The sequence below is a fragment of the Flavobacterium panici genome (assembly GCF_903819335.1).
GTDB lineage: Bacteria > Bacteroidota > Bacteroidia > Flavobacteriales > Flavobacteriaceae > Flavobacterium > Flavobacterium panici.
Window position 1 is genome coordinate 45,023 of the sequence record NZ_CAIJDE010000040.1, and the last position, 19,147, is coordinate 64,169.

Genomic DNA, 19,147 nt, shown 5'->3' on the forward strand with positions numbered 1-19,147 from the left:
TATTATAATAGGGCTGATCTTATTGTTTCAGGTCTTTCTGGTACTCTTTTATAAAGTCGTGGATAAAGGTATTATCAAAATGAAGGTCATCTCTGATTAGATCTATCAATTTTTCAAACTCCGCATCTATATCTTCAAGCAGTTTCTGCATGCCGTTTGGAAGATCTTGTGTTTTCACTGAAAAATGTCTACTCTGGATATTGTATGCTTCATAAACAAGCCCATTGAGCTTATTGAATTTAGTCCTGATTTTAGAGGGAAATAGACCTGCATTTTCCAGTGCATTTCTTTTCAGGTTTTCAATCAGATTTTCTGAAAGTTTGTTATACACGGTTTGGTAATAATCATATATATCATCTATTAAGGCATCACCTTCATGATAGATCTGCTTGACATTGAAGAGATCTGATTTTGATTTCATTAGATTCTTTAATGAGTTTATCTTATCTTGGTACAGATGGCTCTGAATAATCTGCAGTGAGTTTAAAATAATGGGCTGGTAGGATGATTTTACTTTTGCGATTTCAGCATTATTTTTATCAGTTTCAGTTTTCAGCTTACTAATTTCAGCCTTGATAGTCTTCCTTGTGATAAATCTGGTTATAAGTACAAGAAGGACTGCAAGAATTAGTGGAAAACCTAAATCTTTTGCAAATGGCTTTTCAAATACTGAGCTCTTAGGGCTTTCTTGTTGAATAAGCTTTACGGTAATAATTCCTTCGTTTTTTTCGGTTTGCTGTAATTCATTCTTTATTTGTGCAATTCTGTTTTCTTTCATTGTGTTTTAAATGTTTTATTCTTTATAAAAAAAATATCATTAAAAGTTGTCTCTAATGATACGAAATAATAAAAAAAAATGGAATATTCTTTTATGCACGTGTTTTTACAGTATTTATACCTGATGTTAAAATGCTTGTTTTTTGCGCCAAATAAAGATAGGACAAATTCTTATTACAGAAATTTCAAGAATAGGGAACATTACGATCTTCATGCAGTGAGAAAGAACCTGATGAATTCGAACGTGTAATAAACAGCAGCATTAAAATTGCGTATTTCTACTTGTCAATACATGGTTTGGAATTTCTATATTTGAGTATTAACAACTTGATTTTCAATTCCTGTCGTAAATTTAACATTAGACTTACATTAGTTCAACTGAAGTGTACTACATTCTTAATAATTTTAAGCTATGAAACCAGAAAATTATGAAGATCCAGATATCCGTGCTGCATTTGAGTGGCTTATTTCTTATATGTCAGCAGAACATTGGGCCACAAGAAGAGATCGAATTGAAAAGAGTATAGCAAATGCTTTGAACAGCAGTCCTTTTGAATCGGCAGAGCTATCTGAGATGCATCGCCTGTCCATTGATAATGATGTCATTGGCTGGTATCTCTATTTGATGGATATGCTTTTAAATGATATAGCAAAATATGAGCCTGTGCAGGGTTCTAGGGCAGCATCAGTTTTCTTTGCTGTTGGAAAAGAATTAGAAATAGTAAAAGGAATCAGAGGAATTGAAAATAAGGTCAAGCGTCTTTTGAAAAATGAAAAGGCACAGGCAGATTCTATTTTTTTTGAAATTCTTACGGCTGTCACCTGGGTTAAAAACGGCTGGAAAGTCAATTTCATCGCTGAAGTCCCTAATGAAAAAAGCCCGGATTTACTAGCCGAAAGACAGGGTGAGGAATGGTTTATAGAATGTAAAAGACTAAGCGGATCTGAATACGGTAAAAATGAACGCATCAAATGGCTTAAAATGCTTTCTTATATTAACGTTGCGCTTTTAACTTTTGACATGGTGCTGGATATTGTGTTTCATGTGGAGCTTAATTCACTGGATGATAGATTTCTGGAAAAGGAACTTAAGGCCAAACTCCCTTTTATAAAAGAAGAAGGAATAATTTTCTCTAATGAGATCTGGGATGTGTCTGTATCTTTTGTTGATTTTGACGTTATTGATGAGCATCTCGAAAAGTTTTTTGTAAAGGAATTTTCGCCACAGGTGCAGTATCTAATTGCTGGCAAGAAAGAATTTTCAAGCGGTTTTGCATGTGGGATATTAGGACAGTATGTCCATTATGGACAGGGTGCGGCAATTGGCCGTTATATTACCCGAATAGACAAAGCTTATGGTGCCTACTGGCAGTGTGATGCACCCAAAGCAATAGATTCAAAAGCGAAAGATATCAAAAGACAGCTGAAAAGTGCTGTCGAACAGTTTCCAGATGGAAGAAATGCTGCGATTCATGTCGGAATTGAAACTGTTGACGGTCCGCAAGTCGAGAAGCTCAGATTTGATAAAATCTTTAAAACAATTGGTGATTTTAATCCCGGAAACAAACATCTGCGAAGAATCTATTGTAATTTTTTTCAGTCCTATGCACCTCCTGAGATCTGCTGGGTAATTGATGAGACCAGTAATTGGCACTCTGTTGATCTTGATGGAAAAAATTTTCCATTAAAAAGAAAGTTTATAATTCTGCCTGAAGAAGCCTCGGACGAAGAATCCCTTCATTGGTTGAGACCACAGCCATAAATAATTAAGAAAGAAGTTGTTTCAGGATATTTTTTGAGCAATTTAATGTGTTATGATCTAGCTGTAATTACTCTTCTTGATGATTGATATCTATGGTATCATTTAAACGTTCCAACAATTTTGGATCGTCATTAGCTGGTTCAAAATATCTAAATCCTCCGTTTCCGTCATCTACCAGACGAATTGAATCCGGCCATTTTACATCCACGGTTACCTTTTCTTCGATATATTTTTCAATTTCCGGCTGCAGGATGTCGAAAACTTCCTCCCTCATTTTTTCATATTGTTTTGTAATTTCAGCAGCAGATATTCCAGGCAGACTGCTGATGGAATCTTTCATAAATTCCTTTACATGTTCCTGAGCAGCCACGATATGGTCAGTGTAGGGATCATCGGGTTCAAAGAAGCCCATAACTTCCGGATCATGTTCATATTCGAAATGGGTTTTTGAATATAGTTCGTCGAGAAAGGACTTCATAAAGTCATCTTTTGTCTTACCGTAATTATCCATGATCTTTTCTATTAAGTTTGAAATGCTACCAGATTCCCTTCATAGGGATATGCAAATTCTTGAATCTTTACGGACTGGTCCAGCCAAGCCGTTTCATCCTGTTTTTTAAGCATTATAGGCATCCTGTGCTTGTGGTTGTGCACGAAGTCCATTAACTTATTTGCTTTAGTGGTCACCATGGTATAGGTGTTTCTAATCTCATCCGTTACCGGATCCGTCCATGTAGAGTACAAGCCTGCAAAGGTGAAGATCTCGTCATCCTGAGAGTTGATCTGGTACTTGTCCTTGCTTTTTCCTTTTTCATCATTCCAGTGCCATTCGTAATAGGCCGAAGCGATTATAAGGCAGCGGTTATGGGTTATATTATTGAATGACGCTTTCTCGTCAATGGTTTCTATGCGGGCATTGAGCGTGTTTTTTCTGAACTCAATGTCTTTTGCCCAGGACGGCAGAAGCCCCCAAGTGTAATCCGTTGTGATAAGGTGCGGAGAGGAATTGAGTATTACAGGGATGTTGGGATGGGAGAATCCGTTAATGAAATCCGACTGAAGATAGGTCTCCTCATTGTCGAGTTCTGCATTAAAGCGTCTTTTTAGATCTTCTATCGAGGCATTCTGCTGGGTATAATAACACATAATTTTCCGTTTTAAGGCTGTTTTAAAATGTCTTATTCTGATACTAATATATCATTAAGGGGGCTTTTATTTTTTTCATTGCGCTTATGTTTGACAAAACAATCTTATGGAATTATACCCAATAGACATTAAACGCATCGAAAGGCTTATAAAAGAAAATGAGCATCGAAAAAAGCTGCTTTGGAAAAGAAACAGCAGAAAACTGCTGTGCTTCATGCTTATTTTTCTTTCTCTTTTTTTACTTCTCTATCAAATTTAATTCATTCTTAGGACTTTACATAAAAAAAAATCAGAATTTCATTCTGTGGCGCGGCAGATTGATTTCGTGCTCCTGCGGATAAGGCTGTCTGTGGGTGCTGCTGACATCCTGTTTTATATTGTGCTGGGTGGTATACCTTTTTTCCGAGTCCGAATATCTGGGATCAGGAATGAAAGGCATTTTCGCCATCCTTGAAATAGTGATGGTCGGAAAATGATAGTCAATTTCCACGGTTCCCAAAAGCAGGTAGCAGCCGCCTCCCTGAAAAGGATTATTTGCAAGACTGTCGGGGAAATGCGCCGTATCAAAATAGGCTCCTTCATGGTCGATCCACGTCCCGAAATACATATTGCCCCTTTTGGTCGGAACCTGCTTGGTCGAGATCAGGTAAGCCAGCATGCGGACCTGCTTTTTATGGTATTTCAGGAGGTCGCGGACCATCACATCTCCGCGGTGTCTGGTCTGCAGCAGATCAAAAACGGTGCAGGAAATGGGAAAATTCAAAAGCTCGATTTCATCAAAAGCATCTTCAAATACGGAGCGTGCCAGAACCGGCAGCTTGAACTCTTTTGCGGGCTGCTCAATGAGCATAAGTCCGCGGTTCTCGGGCTTAAAATTATTCATCAGAAGGCTTACCTGAACCAGCAGCTGATTTTTGGTTTTCCCGGTAAAGCGGAAAGCGCCTATAAAGATGAGAACCTTTACATTCTCAATGCCCATCGGCACCCTGTTTATGAAATCCTCCAGTGACTTATAAACGCCGTTTCTTTCTCGTTCAAAAGCGATGAACTGCGAGAGTTTGGAATCCAGGCCCTGAAGGTGCATAAAACCCAGATAGATATCGGTGCCGTAAAGGGCAGTTTCATATCCGCTTTTATTTACGCAGGGAGTGTGGATAACAGCGCCGGCCATTCTGGCTTCGTGCACGTAGATTTCAGTTCTGTAAAAACCTCCCTGATTATTTATGACGGCCACCATAAATTCAACAGGGTAGTGTACCTTGAGGTAAAGGCTCTGGTAGCTTTCAACGGCATAGGATGCCGAGTGCGCCTTGCAGAAGGAATAACCTGCAAAGGATTCGATCTGGCGGTAGATTTCATGGCTCAGCGCTTCGGGATGCCCTTTTGCGGCGGCTGAAATAAAGAAATCATCCTTTACTTTCTGAAGTGCCGCTTTTGAGCGTCCCTTGCCTGACATGGCACGTCTTAAGATATCTCCGTCGGCGGCTGAAAGCCCGCCGTAATGCAGGGCAATTTTGATCACGTCTTCCTGATAGACCATAATCCCGTAGGTTTCTCCAAGCTCCTTTTCGAAAACAGGATGAAAATATTCAAATTTTGACGGGTTGTTATGTCGGAAGATGTACTCCTTCATCATTCCCGACTGCGCCACTCCGGGACGGATAATCGAAGAGGCGGCCACAAGTGTTTTATAATTATCACATTTCAGGCGGCGCAATAGGCCGCGCATGGCAGGACTTTCAATGTAAAAGCATCCGATTGTCCGGCCCTCGGCAAGATACACGTTTGCGGACTGTTCGTTTTTTGACAGTCTCGTGTCGCGGATATTGATGCGAATGCCTCTGTTCTGCTCAATTATCTTCACGGTATCATCAATATGTCCGATGCCTCTCTGGCTGAGGATGTCAAATTTATCAAAGCCGATATCTTCAGCTGTATGCATATCAAAGAGCACTATGGGAAATCCTTTCGGAGGCATTTCCAGCGGCGTGTAATTGGTCAGCGGTTCTTCCGAGATCAAAATCCCGCAGGAATGCATGCTTCGCATGTTGGGGTATTTCTCGAGCATCATGCCGTATTCCTGAACCAGCTTGACAATAGAATTGGTCTGGTGGAGCTTCATGGGATTTTTTGCCAGCATATCCAGCTCATCTTTGGGAAGGCCGAATACCTTGCCGACCTCCCGGAAAATCGAGCGGTATTTGAATTCCACATTGGTACCGCAGAAAGCTACATTCTCATAACCGTAGCGGTCAAAGATGTATTTCAGGATCACATCCCTTTCTTTCCAAGACCAGTCAATATCGAAATCGGGAGGGCTTTTACGGTTTTCATTCAGGAAGCGCTCGAAATACAGATCAAGTTCCAGGGGGCAGATATCCGTTATTCCCAAACAGTAGGCAATAATGCTGTTGGCGCCAGATCCCCTTCCGATATGAAGGAAACCGCGGCTGTTGCTGTAGCGTATGATATCCCAGGTAATGAGAAAATAGCCGCTGAATTCAAGGTCATTGATGACTTTTAGCTCTTTTTCCACACGCGCTTTCGCTTCGATATTATGGCGTCCGTAGCGCCACACCAGACCTTCCTCGGCCAGTGTGGTTAAAAGGGCAATGTCCCCAGCTTTATTTTTGGTGTAGTGTTTTTTGTTTTTCGGGCTTTCGAAATCATATTTAAAATTACAGTGCTCGATGATGTACTGGGTATTCTCGATGATCTCGGGATAATCTTTATACAGGGCGATAAGTTCCGCTTCGGGAATCATGATATCCGATTTTCGGCAGCAGTCATCAGGGCCGAGTTTGGAGAGAAGCTCATTGAGGTCGACTGCACGCAGGATTCGGTGCAGGTTGTATTCCCTTTTGGTACGGAATACCACTGGCCGCAGGATAACCATTTTGGAAATCTTCTTTTTAAGCTCAGGCATAAAAAGCCTGCCGAGCTGGTCAGGCTCAATGCCTATAAATTCATTTTCGCCGAGCTGGTCAGGCGCATTTTCCAGACCATAAATAAAATATACCGATTCCAAAGCCGGGGCCTTTTCAGGAAGCGGAGCACCGCTGAAATTATGATCGGTCAGAAAGCGGTTCATTTGGGCAAGCCCTGCTGCATTTTTTGCAAGACCGATATAGCGCAGGTGGTGCCTGCAGCGGAATTCTATCCCGACAAGCGGTTTTATGCCTTGAGCCTGGCAGCCTTTTATAAAATCATAAATCCCTGTTACGGTATTGATGTCGGTCAAGGCTGCTGCCGTGACACCGCAATGGGCTGCCTGCCAGATCAGATCATCCAATGGAATAGTGCCGTAGCGCAGGGAATGATAGGAGTGGCAGTTGAGAAACATGATTTATTTTTTGCGTTTTAAAATTTCGTCTTTATTGTTGGGTTTGAAAGATGCGCCGGCGCATCTCATAACGGCATCAAAGCCGTAACGGGTCTTCATCCTGTCCATTGCCTGATAGAGTGAAAGCATTTCTTCGGTATCATTGAAAAGGTCAATCTGGTAGGTTCCCCTGACAAGGCCGCTGAAACGGACTCCGATAAGGCGCAGCCTCATGCGGCGCTGGTAGAGCTTGGTAAAGAGATCTGTCACTGTCTGGGTCAGAAGGTGATCTGCTGAGGTGTACTGGACTCTGGACTGTTTGGTTTCGGTATCAAAATTGGCGTACCTTATTTTGACAGTCACCGTTGAGGTGAGCCACTGCTCGGCGCGCAGCTGATAAGCCAGTTTCTCCACCATGCCCTGAAGAATCCTGTTTAGTTTCAGAACATCAATAGTGTCCTGTGAAAAGGTATGTTCAGTTGAAATTGATTTTCTCTCCGTATAAGGCTCTACAGGGGCGTTATCAATTCCATTGGCTTTTTTCCAGAGTTCGGTTCCGTTTTTGCCGATCATCTGCTGCAGGGATTCGGCAGGCATTTCAGAGAGTGTGCGGATGGTGCGGATGCCGATGCGGGAAAGAAGCTCGAAGGTTTTCTGGCCAACCATCGGGATTTTTCTAATGGAGAGCGGATTCAAAAAGGACTGCACCAGATGCTCGGGAATTTCAAGGTTCTGTTTCTGCTTGCCCTCGCCGGTTCCGATTTTCGAAACGGTTTTATTGACCGAAAGCGCGAAGGTGAGGGGAAGTCCGGTTTCTTTGGTAATGCGCTGGGCGAGCTCATCGGTCCATCTGTAGCTGCCGTAGAATTTATCCATGCCTGTGATGTCCAGATAAAATTCGTCAATGCTGGCTTTTTCCACCACGGGCGCTTTTTCCTGAATGATTTCTGTAATGTCGTGTGAAAGCCTGGAGTAGAGCTCCATATCTCCTTTCATAATTTTAGCCTGAGGGCAGAGCTTCATGGCCATATGGATCGGCATGGCCGAACGCACGCCGAATTTTCTGGCTTCATAGGAGCACGAAGCCACAACGCCTCTCTCACCGCCTCCAATGATAAGCGGTATGCCGTTAAGTTCAGAATTTGTCAGTCTTTCGCAGGATACGAAAAACGTGTTCATGTCGATATGTACAATAGCCCGGCTCATAATCTTAATCATTTTATACAGACCAAAATTAGTACAGTCAGTAACAAATTTTAAAAATAAAATGTTCTAAATAATAACAAAGTTTAAAAAGCCTTATTTTTCGGGGCATAAAAAAAGCACCGATTTCGGTGCTTTTTTCCTTTATTAAGAATTTACGGAAGGATCAGAATTATTCTGAAGCAGGTTCTTCGCTGATCGGCTGGCCTGCTGTTTTTTTCATAAGCAGGTAAAAATCTCTTAAATGCCACCATGCCGGACAGCGGTCTATCGGGCCGTTAAAATTTCTGATGGTGGTATAACAGCTGTTCAGGAAAACCTGAGTGTCGGTGATCTTCGCCCATTCGGTCCACACTACTTCCTTCGGCGGCGGATTGTTTTCAAAATGGCGTTTTATTTCTTCATGATTCATAGGGCAAAATTACTTAAAAAACCAGAACAGCGCAAGGCTATGAAAGATGAAAACGCCCTTAAAGGGCGCCTTCATCTGCAAAAGAGTAATAGGTCTCAGGTGTCACGATCAGGTGGTCGAGCAGCGGAATATCCAGCAGTTTTCCTGCTTCGCGGATTTTTCGGGTCATATTTCTGTCGGCCTCGGAAGGTGCTGTCTTTCCTGAGGGATGGTTGTGGGTGATAATGATCCCGACGGCGGCAGCTTTCAGGGCTGCCGCGAAAAGCAGGCGCATATCAACCACAGTTCCCGCAATGCCTCCTGAGGAAACCTCATAGATTCCCAGAACCCTGTTGGATTGGCTGAGCAGCAGCACCTTGAACTGCTCAAAAAATTCTATCTTGCCGGGATCCCAGCTGTCGAGCAGCAGTCGGTAAGCATCTCTGGATGAAGTGATATAAGGTCTGTCGGCGCTTTTTACTCTGCTTTTATAGATCAGTTCTATTTCTGATACTTTCTGCCAGTCTGTGTTTTGATATTGATTTTTCATAATTGCTGCAGTTTTAAGATTAATTACAGCACCGCCGTGCGGGCAGGGACAAGCGAACGCAGAAAGCAACGCAATAAAGCAGGAGCGCAGCCCTGCATTTATGGGGGAATTTTTTGCGGAGAACCGAAGGCCGTGCCCGAACTTTGTGATGAAATTGACTTAACATTCCACAATAGCTCCTAAACTAAGATTAGCCAGTGAACCTTAAAGTGTCTGCGCGCGCAAAAAAATACCGCTGTGTAAAATCTGCGGTATCAATAGTTAAATGGTTTAAGCGAGGGCGGTCTGCTTTTTATGCTTTTTCAACCGCTCGGCAATCTCAGGCAGGTTTTTATTAATAATCCTAAGAATCCTGCTGTGATATTTAGTGGCTTTATTGCGAAGCCCCCTGCACTGTATAATTTCCATTTTGGAAAGGGAGAGTTCAATGGTTTCCACAGGTCTGTTTTCAATCTGCGCCGAGAGTATCAGGGAATCTTTCTTTTTATAATACTCATTAGTAAATACGCAGTGGTGGAGCGTGTCGCCCTCTTCTAGAAAATCCTGCACACGGTCAAGGACTTTTACGGTAAGGTCATTATCGGTAAAAGAAAGTCCGAAGAACTGTTTTTTGTCCTTTTCATAAATGGGCTCTGCTTTCTGTATTTCAGCACGCATCTGCTCAAGATGCTTTCTGCGCTGTATGTCCCTTTTTTTGGCAACAAGCCTGTCATGCTCCTGGTCTAAATTCTCAGGGCAGACAAGTGCAGGGGAGCTGAGGTCTTTTTTGAACCATCTGAGCAGGGCAATGTAATCCTCCCAAATTTTTATGTCCTGAATCTGATAACGCTGTTTAAGGCAGGTTTTTACTGCCTGCCAGTTTTCGCGCAGGTGCTGTTCATGGGAGGTGAGGTAATGCTTGAGCAGAGAGGTCTGCGAACTTTTTAAAAGGGTTTCTGCAATACAGTCCTTTAACAGGGCAGTAAAGAGTATCTGAGGGGCAATGCCATACGTAGAAGTTTTAAAGCCGTTTCTTTTCAAAAGCGGAATCACTTTCATGTGCGGATAAACCTTATAGGGATTGATGCGGTATTTTGGCGAGTTCTGAAAATCCTTTGGACGGATTTCCAAAGGGGAATAGTACTGCCATGCATCATAGGCATTGGAAAAAACATTGGTGCTTCTTGAGATGGTGCGCACTTCCCCTTTTGGATTTATCCAATGCTGCATGACTTCCGTGTGGGAGTAGGCAGGAAGAACATTCTTTTTCATGTTCTTGTGCGAGCAGATGATACGCACCACCTGATACCCAGAGCAGGTATCGGTGAGGGCGAAGTATTCGATTTCTTTGAAATGCACCTGATTGTGCTGATGCATTTTAAGTTTCCCCTGACAGGCGTTGCAGTTAATATAATTTTTGCAGGACTGGCTTTCGCTGTCGGGCTTCCACGAATGGGTGCATTCCAGACAATGGAATTTTCCCCTTGAGAGCACCGCCCATTTCAGGAAAATGTTTTTTTCCGCCCACTGATGCATCTGCGCTGTCATTGGGGCTAGGGTGGCGCTTAAGGCGCTGATTTCTTTTTCTGTAACCGTTTTGGGTATCATAAGTCAAAGAGTGTTAGGGTTTTCTGTACAGGCTTCACGGATTGAACTATCTGTGTTTTTTGAACTGTGTTTTGAGATACTGCGGGAGCAGTCGAGAATAAATCAGCGTTAACAGGCGCACTTACCGCGACTCTGCATTGAACAGGGGCAGGCGTTCCAATGGTGTCGTCTGTGTAGTACTTCACAGCCATGTCAAAGATTTCCTGATTGTCAAAGGCGCATTCCCCTGTTTTTTTGACCTCTCCGAAAATGTAGTTAAAACAGCTTTCAAGGTTTTTGCTCTCTTTTTTATAGTCCGCTGAAAACAGGGCATCGTTCTGCGCTTTTTCGCTCAGGTAGCTTTCTATGGCGGTTCTAAATTTATCTGATGCTTTCATAAAGGAAGATTTAAGATTGAAAAAGCGTTATTCAAAACTGTTTCTGTAGATGTCAAAACAGTATTCTTCAAAACAGAGCCAGCATACAAAGGTGTAATGGGGCAGACGGTGGCGGTTTTTGACAGATTCCCCAAGGGAATCTTCAATTTCGTATCGGATATTTTCCAAATCATCCAAGTGCTGAATGTAGAATTTTCGGCAGTCCGAGTTGTAGATAAACTCTGAAATCATCCCGCAGATGCATCCGCTTTTCTGCAGGTCTTCGAGGAAAGATTTCAACTGCTCTTTTTTTGTCCCGTCATAAGATTCCATATTGGAAAGGACTATTTTTTTAAACTGGGCAGATACGGGATATTCTATGTAAACTGATTTTTCAAAGGCTTTCATGGCGTATAAATTTTGATATGAAACGGTATATATTCCAATTAGAAAGGCAGGTCGTCGGGTTCATCTTTTGGCGCATTTTTCTTTTGGACTGCAGGAACAGCTGAAGCGTTTTCTGTTTTTGGGAAAACCAGTATCTTAATATTACTGGTGTGAAAGGTCAGCGAACCGAGCGCTTTGCCCTCGGCATTATTGTAGACATTCAGACCTACGCGCCCGAAGAGTTCAACCACAGTGCCTTTTTTTAGCCACTGCGCCATTTTGGAACCCATCCAATAGGAGCAGTCGATATAGGTCACAATCTTTTTAAGTTCTGTAGACCCTTTTGGTCTGTAGCTGTCGTTTATGGCAATGGAGAAATTTACCACCTCCCTGTCATTTGAAACTTTTGCCGTTACGGCATCTTTTGTAATTCGTCCTGAGATTTCCATGATGCAAAATTTTAAGTGAATGTTTATCTGTTTTTTCCCAAGCCCCGAATTAAATTTTTCAAAAGAAAAACGGGAAAAAAGAAAGCACAAAATCAAGCGCCCGATTAAGGATCCGGAGTGCTATAAGTCCCGAAGGGCGGCAAGGCCGTTATGCGCATGCAGGAGCCTGCGGGTGCTATTTTCGCGGCTCTTTTAATCCGTTTTTATTGAAAATTTCGCTATTAGTTTTACAGCAGGCTGAACCCCTATTTCAGACGCCTGTTTTGGAATCGGCATTGAAATATTTTGTAATTTCAAGCGACAAAAAAGCAATGCAATGGAAAAGCAATATGATCTAGACCGTTTTTTAGAGGCACAAAGGGAAACGTATAACAACGCACTGCGCGAAATCGGAGAGGGAAGAAAACAGACCCACTGGATGTGGTTTGTTTTTCCGCAGCTGAGAGGACTTGGATTTACAGACTATAATATCTTTTACGGCATTGAAAACCTAGAGGAAGCCTTACTGTATCTTAACCATCCGGTACTGGGAAAACGTCTGGTGGAAATTACCAGCGCAATGCTTAAAATCGAAAACAAAACGGCACTGGAAATCCTCGGCAGACCAGATGAAAGGAAACTGAAATCCTGCATGACCCTGTTCAGCCTGCTGCCCAATTCATCTGATTGTTTTTCACGCGTGCTTCATAAATACTATAAGGGACAAAGGGATGGGAAAACCTTAGAAATACTTGGAATTTCATAAAAAACTACAGCGGATAATCCCAAATATTTTGAAAAAGGAAACCAATATTCCAAGAGTAAAAGCTGTTTAATTTTTCTTTTTAATGATGAGGTGTCTCAGATCACGGCTTTCGGAAATACGGTCCATTTCAGATTCAGAAAGTTCATGGATATCCTCTCTGATCAGGTTATAATTCCTGTTTACCTGCGCATTGTCCAGGATACGAATCGGCTCGATTTCCCTGTAGTTGTTTGTTTCCTGCTGCAGTGCATTATGATCATTTAAAACCTCGCAGTGGAATGTCTTAAGGTCAATTTTACAGTCCGGATTATCGGCAGTCATACCCACAAATTCACCTGAACTTAATGACGCTATTTTTGAGGCCGGGACTGCGTATTCCAATTGTCTGGAACGGCTTATCGAGGTATCGGAGCTATTGATGGAAAGACTTTCACGTTCCTGCATTATTTTTCCAAAACGCTCGGAGAGCTGTTTTGCGGTATCGCCGGTCACCTGTCCTGAAACAATATTTCCGGTAATGTTCATAATCACATCTGCCTGCTCACGGCCGTAATCTTTTTTGAGCTGGCTGAGGTCCTGTATACCTAAAGTTGTACTAACTTTATTGCTTCGGGCAGTGGCAATAAGACTGTCGATATTATTGAGATAAACTGTCGGGAACTCGTCAAAAATAAGGCTGCTTTTAAGTTTATCTTTACGGTTTGCCAGTTTTATCAGTCTGCTGATATAGAGCGACAGCACCGCTCCGTAGGTTTGGATTTTCTGCGGGTTATTTCCCATGCAGACAATTTTAGGGGCATCAGGATTATTGATGTCAAGAGTGAAATCATTTCCGGAAAGTACGTAGTAAAGCTGGGGGGAAGAGAGCCTTGCCATTGAAATTTTAGCAGATGCTATCTGCCCCTCTAACTGCTCTGATGCATTATTTAAAAATGCACTGACAAATGGATTGATCAGCACCTCAATCTCTTTTTCAGAACGCAGTAAAGTAAAAAGAATTTTATAATCCAGCTGCATGAGTTCAATTACATGGGGCAGGGTGCAGAATTCACCGTCATTGAATTTTCTGAGATACCAGATCACTGCGGTGAGGAAATTAATAGGGGACTCAACGAAAAAGTCGCCCTGCTTTTTAATCCATTCGCGGTTAAGTCCCAAGAGAATTGTCCGGGCAGATTCAGCGGCATCGGTAATGTCTGTCATGGAAGCGGGGTCGAGCGGATTACACCTGTGGGTGCGGGTTAGATCGTCAAAATTAATGACATAAAATGCCGGCATAACTTTATACAAATGTCTGTATTTTAAGTAGGTATTGTATACGATTTTGGTCAGGTCATCAAACTTAAAATCATAAACAAACATACTAAAGCCTTTGGCAATATGCTGGGTAATGATATGACGTATAACAAAATAAGATTTCCCGGATCCTGGTGACCCGCAGACCAGAATTCCCCTGAAAGGATTTATGATATTAATCCAGTTTTTTCGGATTTTATCACGCAAATAATACCGGGCTGGAAGATTAACGGAATACTCATTCTCAAGAAGTCTTTCCTCCTGAGGAAAAGTTTCATTTTCCTTGTTGAAAATATCACGAGAGTTTAAACTTCTCCTTATAATTCTTGTCAATAATGTGCCTGCAGTAATGATAAAAAGCAAGCCCAAAGATGTTGTTACTACATAGAGCAGAAAAACAATTTTTATATTATACTGGACCTGCAAAATAAACCAGCTTGCAAAATAAAAAAGCATTCCTGCAATGAGAAAAATCAGAGCTGTTTTCAGTTTCAGCTTTTCGTCTTTTCGTCCTTTTGCACCCAGAAGAGATATAAAAACAAATAGGAGCGCGAGCAGTTTGGATTGGTGAAAAAAACTGAATAATCCCGCTTTATAAATATTTTCAAGAATTTTGTCGCTGAATTGTGACACAAGACCAATCTGCCTGAAAACCTGATAGCCGTAATAATAAAAATGTATTCCTAAAAGTATGATGCTGATAAGGCGTGTCATGTCTAAAATTTTTCTCAGTGCCTGTTCATTTTCCCCTGTGTTCATAACTGTAAATTTTAAATGATTAATTATTAGAGAGTCCTTTTCTTTTTCTGTTTTTCTTTTTTCTTTTGAATTCTTTCGGGATATGTCCGGAGTAAAATTCTTTTTCAGTGAGTATGTGTATGAGCTCCTGCAGACCAGTTCCAGAAATTTTCTTTGAGTCGAGTATTTCCTGTATTTCCAAAAGTGTTTTTATTTCGGGAGAAAGCTGCCTGTTTTTAATTTCATTTTCTGAAACACTGCAATTCTTGGAGATTGCTGCGGCAGAGAATTCTTTTCCAAGCTCACTTCCGTTACAAACATGTTTTGTAATATGGTCAACATAGGTAAGTCCATATAATAACCCGTCTGAAGAAAGTCGTTTTACCATAGAGATACCCATCTTATCCAATTCAGATTCCAGCTGGGACAGCGTAGCTTTATTATCCTGGAAAACGTTCCTGATGACATTTTTAATACGAGTACCGGGGCTGGAATTTTTTAGTTTATTTTCTACAAACTTTTTGTCCAGAAATTTAAGCGTCGGCTTGTTGTAAAAATCACTTGCTTTTATCGGCACTCCAGTATATTTTCCATCGCTGCCCACTATGCGATAAATAAGGCCTCCAGCTTTAAATGTCCTCGATTTTTCCGAACCTCGACTAGCAGAAACATTATAAAGATTAAGCACCGCATTGAGCTGTGCAAGACTTTTAAACTGATAATTGTCCAGTACAAAATCCAGCACTCTTGAAACAGCTTTTTTGGACTGTATTTTGCCATACTGCACACTGGTTGTATCAATTTGTTTCAGCTCATTGTAAATTTCTTTTTCCCTGCCTTGTGCTTTTACAAGATTAAAGTCGTTCTCTATCTTAATCCGCGCTGCTTCAGACTGATTTCTGCCGATATTCTGCATATCAATCCTTTTACCGTCCGGTTTCACTTTTATTGAAACTATATGAATGTGCGGATGTGCGGCATCGAAATGCTGATATACTAAATAGGGCTGCTGGCCAAATCCGATTTCAGACATATAATTTTGGGCAATATTTATTAATTTTTCAGCGTTCAGGTCTTTTTCCGAAGGATGAAAATTGAGTGAAATATGCACACTTCCGCGTTTCACATTTTCGTTTAATTCAAGCTGATTTACCAGTTGATTTATTTTAAATGCCGAGGTCATCTTATCATGATCTGCAGGATAATTTTCAGCGCCGATACATTTTGCTGCACCTTCAGAAACCTTACTTTCATTGTAATGAAAAACGCGGCGGACTGACTGTCCTGTTTTTATTACGGCAACCATTTTTCAATGAGTTTAAGCATAGAAAATTTTATGGATTCAATGGATTCAAACAGCTTGTTTTTATCTTCCTGAGATGATAAAATCCATTTCTGGAATTCAGAAATCTGATGGAGCGAATGCAGTTTTTTTACTGCCTGATTATAATTATTTCCAATAGCATTCAGCTCTGTTCTGAGCTTTGAGATTTCTAAAAGAAGATCGTCCACGGACTGATTGCGGTACTTTAAAACAACAGGTTTTCCAATCAGATTTTTCCGGGCGTAATCACTTAGTTTTGGACAGAGTGATTTCTCAAATCCATTGTGTAAAAGTTTCATTTCATCGGGTGTCAGACGCAGATGAATCCATCTGGTCCGATTGGTGTTTTTCTCTTTCATTTTGTATCCTTTTCATTTCTAACACAGTTTTAAGTCTTCAAAAGTCTCTGCCAGCGAGTTCCGAGCGAATAGGCAGCCAGATATCGGTTGTGATACAACCGGACATCTGGCCGACTGCAAAAAAAACAGCAGTCTTTCAGCTTTCAGGAAAATTTTCAGAACGTTTAAAGTATAAAGCCAGTTTTAAGTTCTATTAAATTTCTAAAAACTTGTAAACCTAAACGAAGTTACCTAACAAGTTTGGAATAAGTCGATGATGAGTATATTATACTTATCAAACTCTTAAGGTGTATTTCTATCTTTATACTATTGATTATTAATTTAAAACGATGAAATTATGAGTGAGAAAAATGTGGCTGCTAAGGTTTTTGATACGATTATGAGTATCCCTGGCATGAATGAAATGGTGAGAGTGGATTTGAAGATTTCACGTAAAAATGTATTATTATTGAGTCATTTAATTGAGAAGGGACTGTTGCTTGAAAATGATAAATCAAGCCTTCTTGGGAACATCACGGCAGATGGATTAGAAGAACTTAAAAATTTGTCGCAAGAGTGTCTACAGAAAGCTGGTCTTGTGGAACTCAATGATAAACTTTTGAGTTTCAGCCAGTCTAGATGATGATAGTTTAAGTGATAAAAAGTTGAAAATGCTTTATGAATGTTGTGCATTTATAAAGCATTTTTTTATAAAAATGTTTCTGAACTAAAATTGCCTGTTTTGGAAACTTATTGGCTTGATTTTGAAACGTTCTGTGTGAAAATTCTGAATTACTTTTGTATTGTTAATTTCTTCTGATTTAACGCGAATGTATAAAAATAAGAAATGAATCATGAACTTAAATTTTAATAAAAAAAGTGTTTTTGTACAAATAGTATGTTTACTATTTATCTTGCTATTTGTTTATGCAGCTGTAAGTAAATTATTGGATTTTGAAAATTTTACTGTGCAACTGGCCCAGTCTCCGCTGCTCAGCGCGCATGCCTCATGGGTATCCATATTTGTTCCGGCAGCAGAACTCTTTACCGTTTTATTGCTGTTAATTCCCAGACACAGGATCAAGGGATTGTATTGCTGCCTTAATCTAATGATTATGTTTACCGTATACATATTTATTGTACTGCATTACAGTTCGTTTGTTCCCTGCTCGTGCGGAGGCGTACTGGCCAAAATGAGCTGGAATGCCCACCTGCTTTTCAATATCCTGTTTGTTGTCTTGGCCATCCTGGCAATAGCGTGGAAAAACTGCCATAGAAAAAGCAAGGCTTTTGCAGAATATGTATATGAGATGAAATGGATTGGAGGCAGTTTTTGTTTCAGTGTACTGACTGTTTTGCTGTTGTTCCTTTCTTCTGAAAAGATTATGCATAATGACAATCCCTTTATCAGGCGTTATCCCATACACCCTGCAGAATTCATTTACGATGTGGATTTAAAGTTCAATTCCTATTATTTTTCAGGCTCGACCGGCAGTACGATTTATCTGGGCAATTTTACTTCTCCATCCCGCATATTGGCAATCAATGAAAATAATAAGAAAGAGAAAATTTTCAATATAACTTTTGATCCTAAAGACATTCCATTCAGGGCAGTCACAATTGCTGTTCGCGATTCCACCTTTTATTTGTCCGATGGAAGTGTTCCGGCCGTCTTCAGCGGCAGGATCAAAGACTGGAAAATAACAAATGAGTTCAAGGGAGTTCCTTATTTTACAAAAGTTGTTCCTCTGGATAGCAAGAGCATCGTATTTAGATCCAACAACGCAAAAAATTCGGCGAATGTACTGGGTATTTTTGATGCTGAATCCAATACTAAAATACAGTACAAAAGAAACTTATTGCAAGGGCAGATTGACGGGATTTTTGATACTGACGGATCACTATTATACAGTTCAGAACAAAAGAAAATTATTTATCTCTATTTATACAGAAATGAATTTATAGTTGCAGACCGAAACGGTGACCTTTCCTACAGAGGCCATACTATCGATACCATTAAACACGTCAAGATAAAAGTTGCCTCCATAAAAAATGATATGGAAAGGATGATTTCATCTCCTTCCTATCCGGTGAATGCAAAGGCTGCAGTCTGCAGCAATCTGCTGTTTGTGAATTCCAAAATAAAGGGCAGATTTGAAAACAGCAGGCTTTGGGAGCAATCTTATATTATTGATGTCTATGACATAAAAAAGAATATTTACCTATTGAGTTTTCCTGTTTACCATACAGGAAAAGAAAAGCTGAGTGGATTTTTGGTTACACCGACAAATTTGTATGCCCTTATCGGGAACCGCATCTCAGTGTATAAATTAAATGAGGCAATCAAGAAGGAAATGCAGCCTAAGTAAAGGCTATATTAAATTGTAAAATATACCGGCCGGTGTCAGGAGCAAGATCGAAAACCTGTAGAAAAAAGTAGATCAAATTATAATTTAAAAATTTATATCATGAAGACTTTATTTTTAAAAAACATGCTGCCAGCAGGTGTAATCGCCTTGGCTGTATCTGGAGCATTTTTCACAACTTCCATGCAGAATGCACCAAAAAACAATGCCGGATTGAGGTTTGGCTATAATGCCATTGCCGGCAAATGCGGAAACATTGAAGTAAACTGTGATGATGTTCCCAGTGATGATATGTGCCATATTTCGGGAACTACCGGACCTCTTGCATATGACAAGCAAGCAGGCAACAACTGTGTAAATGCACTGTGGCACAGAGAAGAATAATCTATTAAAAAGACAATGCAGTTCCA

Annotated in this window: 19 protein-coding genes; 5 read left to right on the top strand and 14 right to left on the bottom strand. The window is 40.7% G+C overall.

Annotation, left to right across the window (positions count from 1 at the left end; all coding sequences use genetic code 11):
- Positions 1 to 19: 19 nt before the first annotated feature.
- The gene (locus tag FLAPXU55_RS10465; protein WP_180857603.1) at positions 20 to 778 is read right to left on the bottom strand and encodes a hypothetical protein; all 759 of its coding nucleotides are present in this window, start codon (positions 776 to 778) and stop codon (positions 20 to 22) included.
- A gap of 411 nt (positions 779 to 1,189) precedes the next feature.
- Here FLAPXU55_RS10465 and FLAPXU55_RS10470 point away from each other — a divergent pair, with 411 nt between their 5' ends.
- Complete coding sequence (locus FLAPXU55_RS10470; RefSeq protein ID WP_180857604.1) at positions 1,190 to 2,539, top strand: hypothetical protein; 1,350 nt, start codon at positions 1,190 to 1,192, stop codon at positions 2,537 to 2,539.
- A gap of 67 nt (positions 2,540 to 2,606) precedes the next feature.
- On the opposite strand, the gene FLAPXU55_RS10475 is transcribed toward FLAPXU55_RS10470, so the two are convergent.
- The 10 genes from FLAPXU55_RS10475 to FLAPXU55_RS10520 form a co-directional block, all read right to left on the bottom strand.
- Positions 2,607 to 3,050 carry a hypothetical protein gene (locus FLAPXU55_RS10475; protein ID WP_180857605.1) on the bottom strand — a complete coding sequence of 148 codons (444 nt, stop codon included), beginning with the start codon at positions 3,048 to 3,050 and terminating at the stop codon, positions 2,607 to 2,609.
- 11 nt (positions 3,051 to 3,061) lie between these two features.
- Positions 3,062 to 3,685, bottom strand: coding sequence for an SOS response-associated peptidase (locus FLAPXU55_RS10480; RefSeq protein ID WP_180857606.1), 624 nt, complete (start codon positions 3,683 to 3,685; stop codon positions 3,062 to 3,064).
- Between the two features lie 289 nt (positions 3,686 to 3,974).
- Positions 3,975 to 7,028 (bottom strand): DNA polymerase III subunit alpha, encoded by a 3,054-nt coding sequence (locus tag FLAPXU55_RS10485; RefSeq protein ID WP_180857607.1) that lies wholly within the window; start codon positions 7,026 to 7,028, stop codon positions 3,975 to 3,977.
- Positions 7,029 to 7,031: 3 nt separating this feature from the next.
- Entirely contained in the window at positions 7,032 to 8,213 is a 1,182-nt protein-coding gene (dinB, locus tag FLAPXU55_RS10490) for a DNA polymerase IV (RefSeq protein WP_180857688.1), read from the bottom strand.
- A 169-nt stretch (positions 8,214 to 8,382) separates the two neighbouring features.
- Positions 8,383 to 8,622, bottom strand: a complete 240-nt coding sequence (locus tag FLAPXU55_RS10495) for a DUF6965 family protein (RefSeq protein WP_180857608.1) — start codon at positions 8,620 to 8,622, stop codon at positions 8,383 to 8,385.
- 58 nt (positions 8,623 to 8,680) lie between these two features.
- Positions 8,681 to 9,151 (bottom strand): JAB domain-containing protein, encoded by a 471-nt coding sequence (locus FLAPXU55_RS10500; protein WP_180857609.1) that lies wholly within the window; start codon positions 9,149 to 9,151, stop codon positions 8,681 to 8,683.
- 270 nt (positions 9,152 to 9,421) lie between these two features.
- Positions 9,422 to 10,738: a PcfJ domain-containing protein gene (locus tag FLAPXU55_RS10505; protein WP_180857610.1), complete on the bottom strand. Its 1,317-nt coding sequence runs from the start codon at positions 10,736 to 10,738 to the stop codon at positions 9,422 to 9,424.
- Positions 10,735 to 11,115, bottom strand: a complete 381-nt coding sequence (locus tag FLAPXU55_RS10510) for a Cas9 inhibitor AcrIIA9 family protein (protein WP_180857611.1) — start codon at positions 11,113 to 11,115, stop codon at positions 10,735 to 10,737. The genes FLAPXU55_RS10505 and FLAPXU55_RS10510 overlap by 4 nt, the downstream gene beginning before the upstream one ends.
- A gap of 27 nt (positions 11,116 to 11,142) precedes the next feature.
- On the bottom strand, positions 11,143 to 11,502 hold the full coding sequence (locus tag FLAPXU55_RS10515) for a DUF7222 domain-containing protein (protein ID WP_180857612.1): 360 nt from the start codon (positions 11,500 to 11,502) through the stop codon (positions 11,143 to 11,145).
- A 38-nt stretch (positions 11,503 to 11,540) separates the two neighbouring features.
- Positions 11,541 to 11,930, bottom strand: a complete 390-nt coding sequence (locus FLAPXU55_RS10520) for a single-stranded DNA-binding protein (RefSeq protein WP_180857613.1) — start codon at positions 11,928 to 11,930, stop codon at positions 11,541 to 11,543.
- A gap of 316 nt (positions 11,931 to 12,246) precedes the next feature.
- Here FLAPXU55_RS10520 and FLAPXU55_RS10525 point away from each other — a divergent pair, with 316 nt between their 5' ends.
- Positions 12,247 to 12,675 carry a DUF1810 domain-containing protein gene (locus FLAPXU55_RS10525; protein ID WP_180857614.1) on the top strand — a complete coding sequence of 143 codons (429 nt, stop codon included), beginning with the start codon at positions 12,247 to 12,249 and terminating at the stop codon, positions 12,673 to 12,675.
- Between the two features lie 66 nt (positions 12,676 to 12,741).
- Here the strand turns inward: FLAPXU55_RS10525 and mobC are convergent, their stop codons facing one another.
- Genes mobC through FLAPXU55_RS10540 form a run of 3 tightly spaced genes read right to left on the bottom strand, consistent with a single transcriptional unit; the run spans position 12,742 to position 16,392 of the window.
- Entirely contained in the window at positions 12,742 to 14,730 is a 1,989-nt protein-coding gene (gene mobC / locus FLAPXU55_RS10530) for a conjugal transfer protein MobC (protein WP_180857615.1), read from the bottom strand.
- A 19-nt stretch (positions 14,731 to 14,749) separates the two neighbouring features.
- Positions 14,750 to 16,015: a relaxase/mobilization nuclease domain-containing protein gene (locus FLAPXU55_RS10535; RefSeq protein WP_180857616.1), complete on the bottom strand. Its 1,266-nt coding sequence runs from the start codon at positions 16,013 to 16,015 to the stop codon at positions 14,750 to 14,752.
- A complete protein-coding gene (locus FLAPXU55_RS10540; protein ID WP_180857617.1) occupies positions 16,003 to 16,392 on the bottom strand; it encodes a plasmid mobilization protein in 390 nt (129 codons plus the stop codon). The genes FLAPXU55_RS10535 and FLAPXU55_RS10540 overlap by 13 nt, the downstream gene beginning before the upstream one ends.
- A gap of 337 nt (positions 16,393 to 16,729) precedes the next feature.
- Between FLAPXU55_RS10540 and FLAPXU55_RS10545 the strand changes: the two genes are divergently transcribed.
- From FLAPXU55_RS10545 to FLAPXU55_RS10555, 3 genes are all read left to right on the top strand, one after another.
- Positions 16,730 to 17,014 (top strand): hypothetical protein, encoded by a 285-nt coding sequence (locus FLAPXU55_RS10545; RefSeq protein WP_180857618.1) that lies wholly within the window; start codon positions 16,730 to 16,732, stop codon positions 17,012 to 17,014.
- A gap of 211 nt (positions 17,015 to 17,225) precedes the next feature.
- On the top strand, positions 17,226 to 18,740 hold the full coding sequence (locus FLAPXU55_RS10550; RefSeq protein ID WP_180857619.1) for a MauE/DoxX family redox-associated membrane protein: 1,515 nt from the start codon (positions 17,226 to 17,228) through the stop codon (positions 18,738 to 18,740).
- A 123-nt stretch (positions 18,741 to 18,863) separates the two neighbouring features.
- Positions 18,864 to 19,121 carry a hypothetical protein gene (locus FLAPXU55_RS10555; protein ID WP_180857620.1) on the top strand — a complete coding sequence of 86 codons (258 nt, stop codon included), beginning with the start codon at positions 18,864 to 18,866 and terminating at the stop codon, positions 19,119 to 19,121.
- Positions 19,122 to 19,147 lie beyond the last annotated feature (26 nt).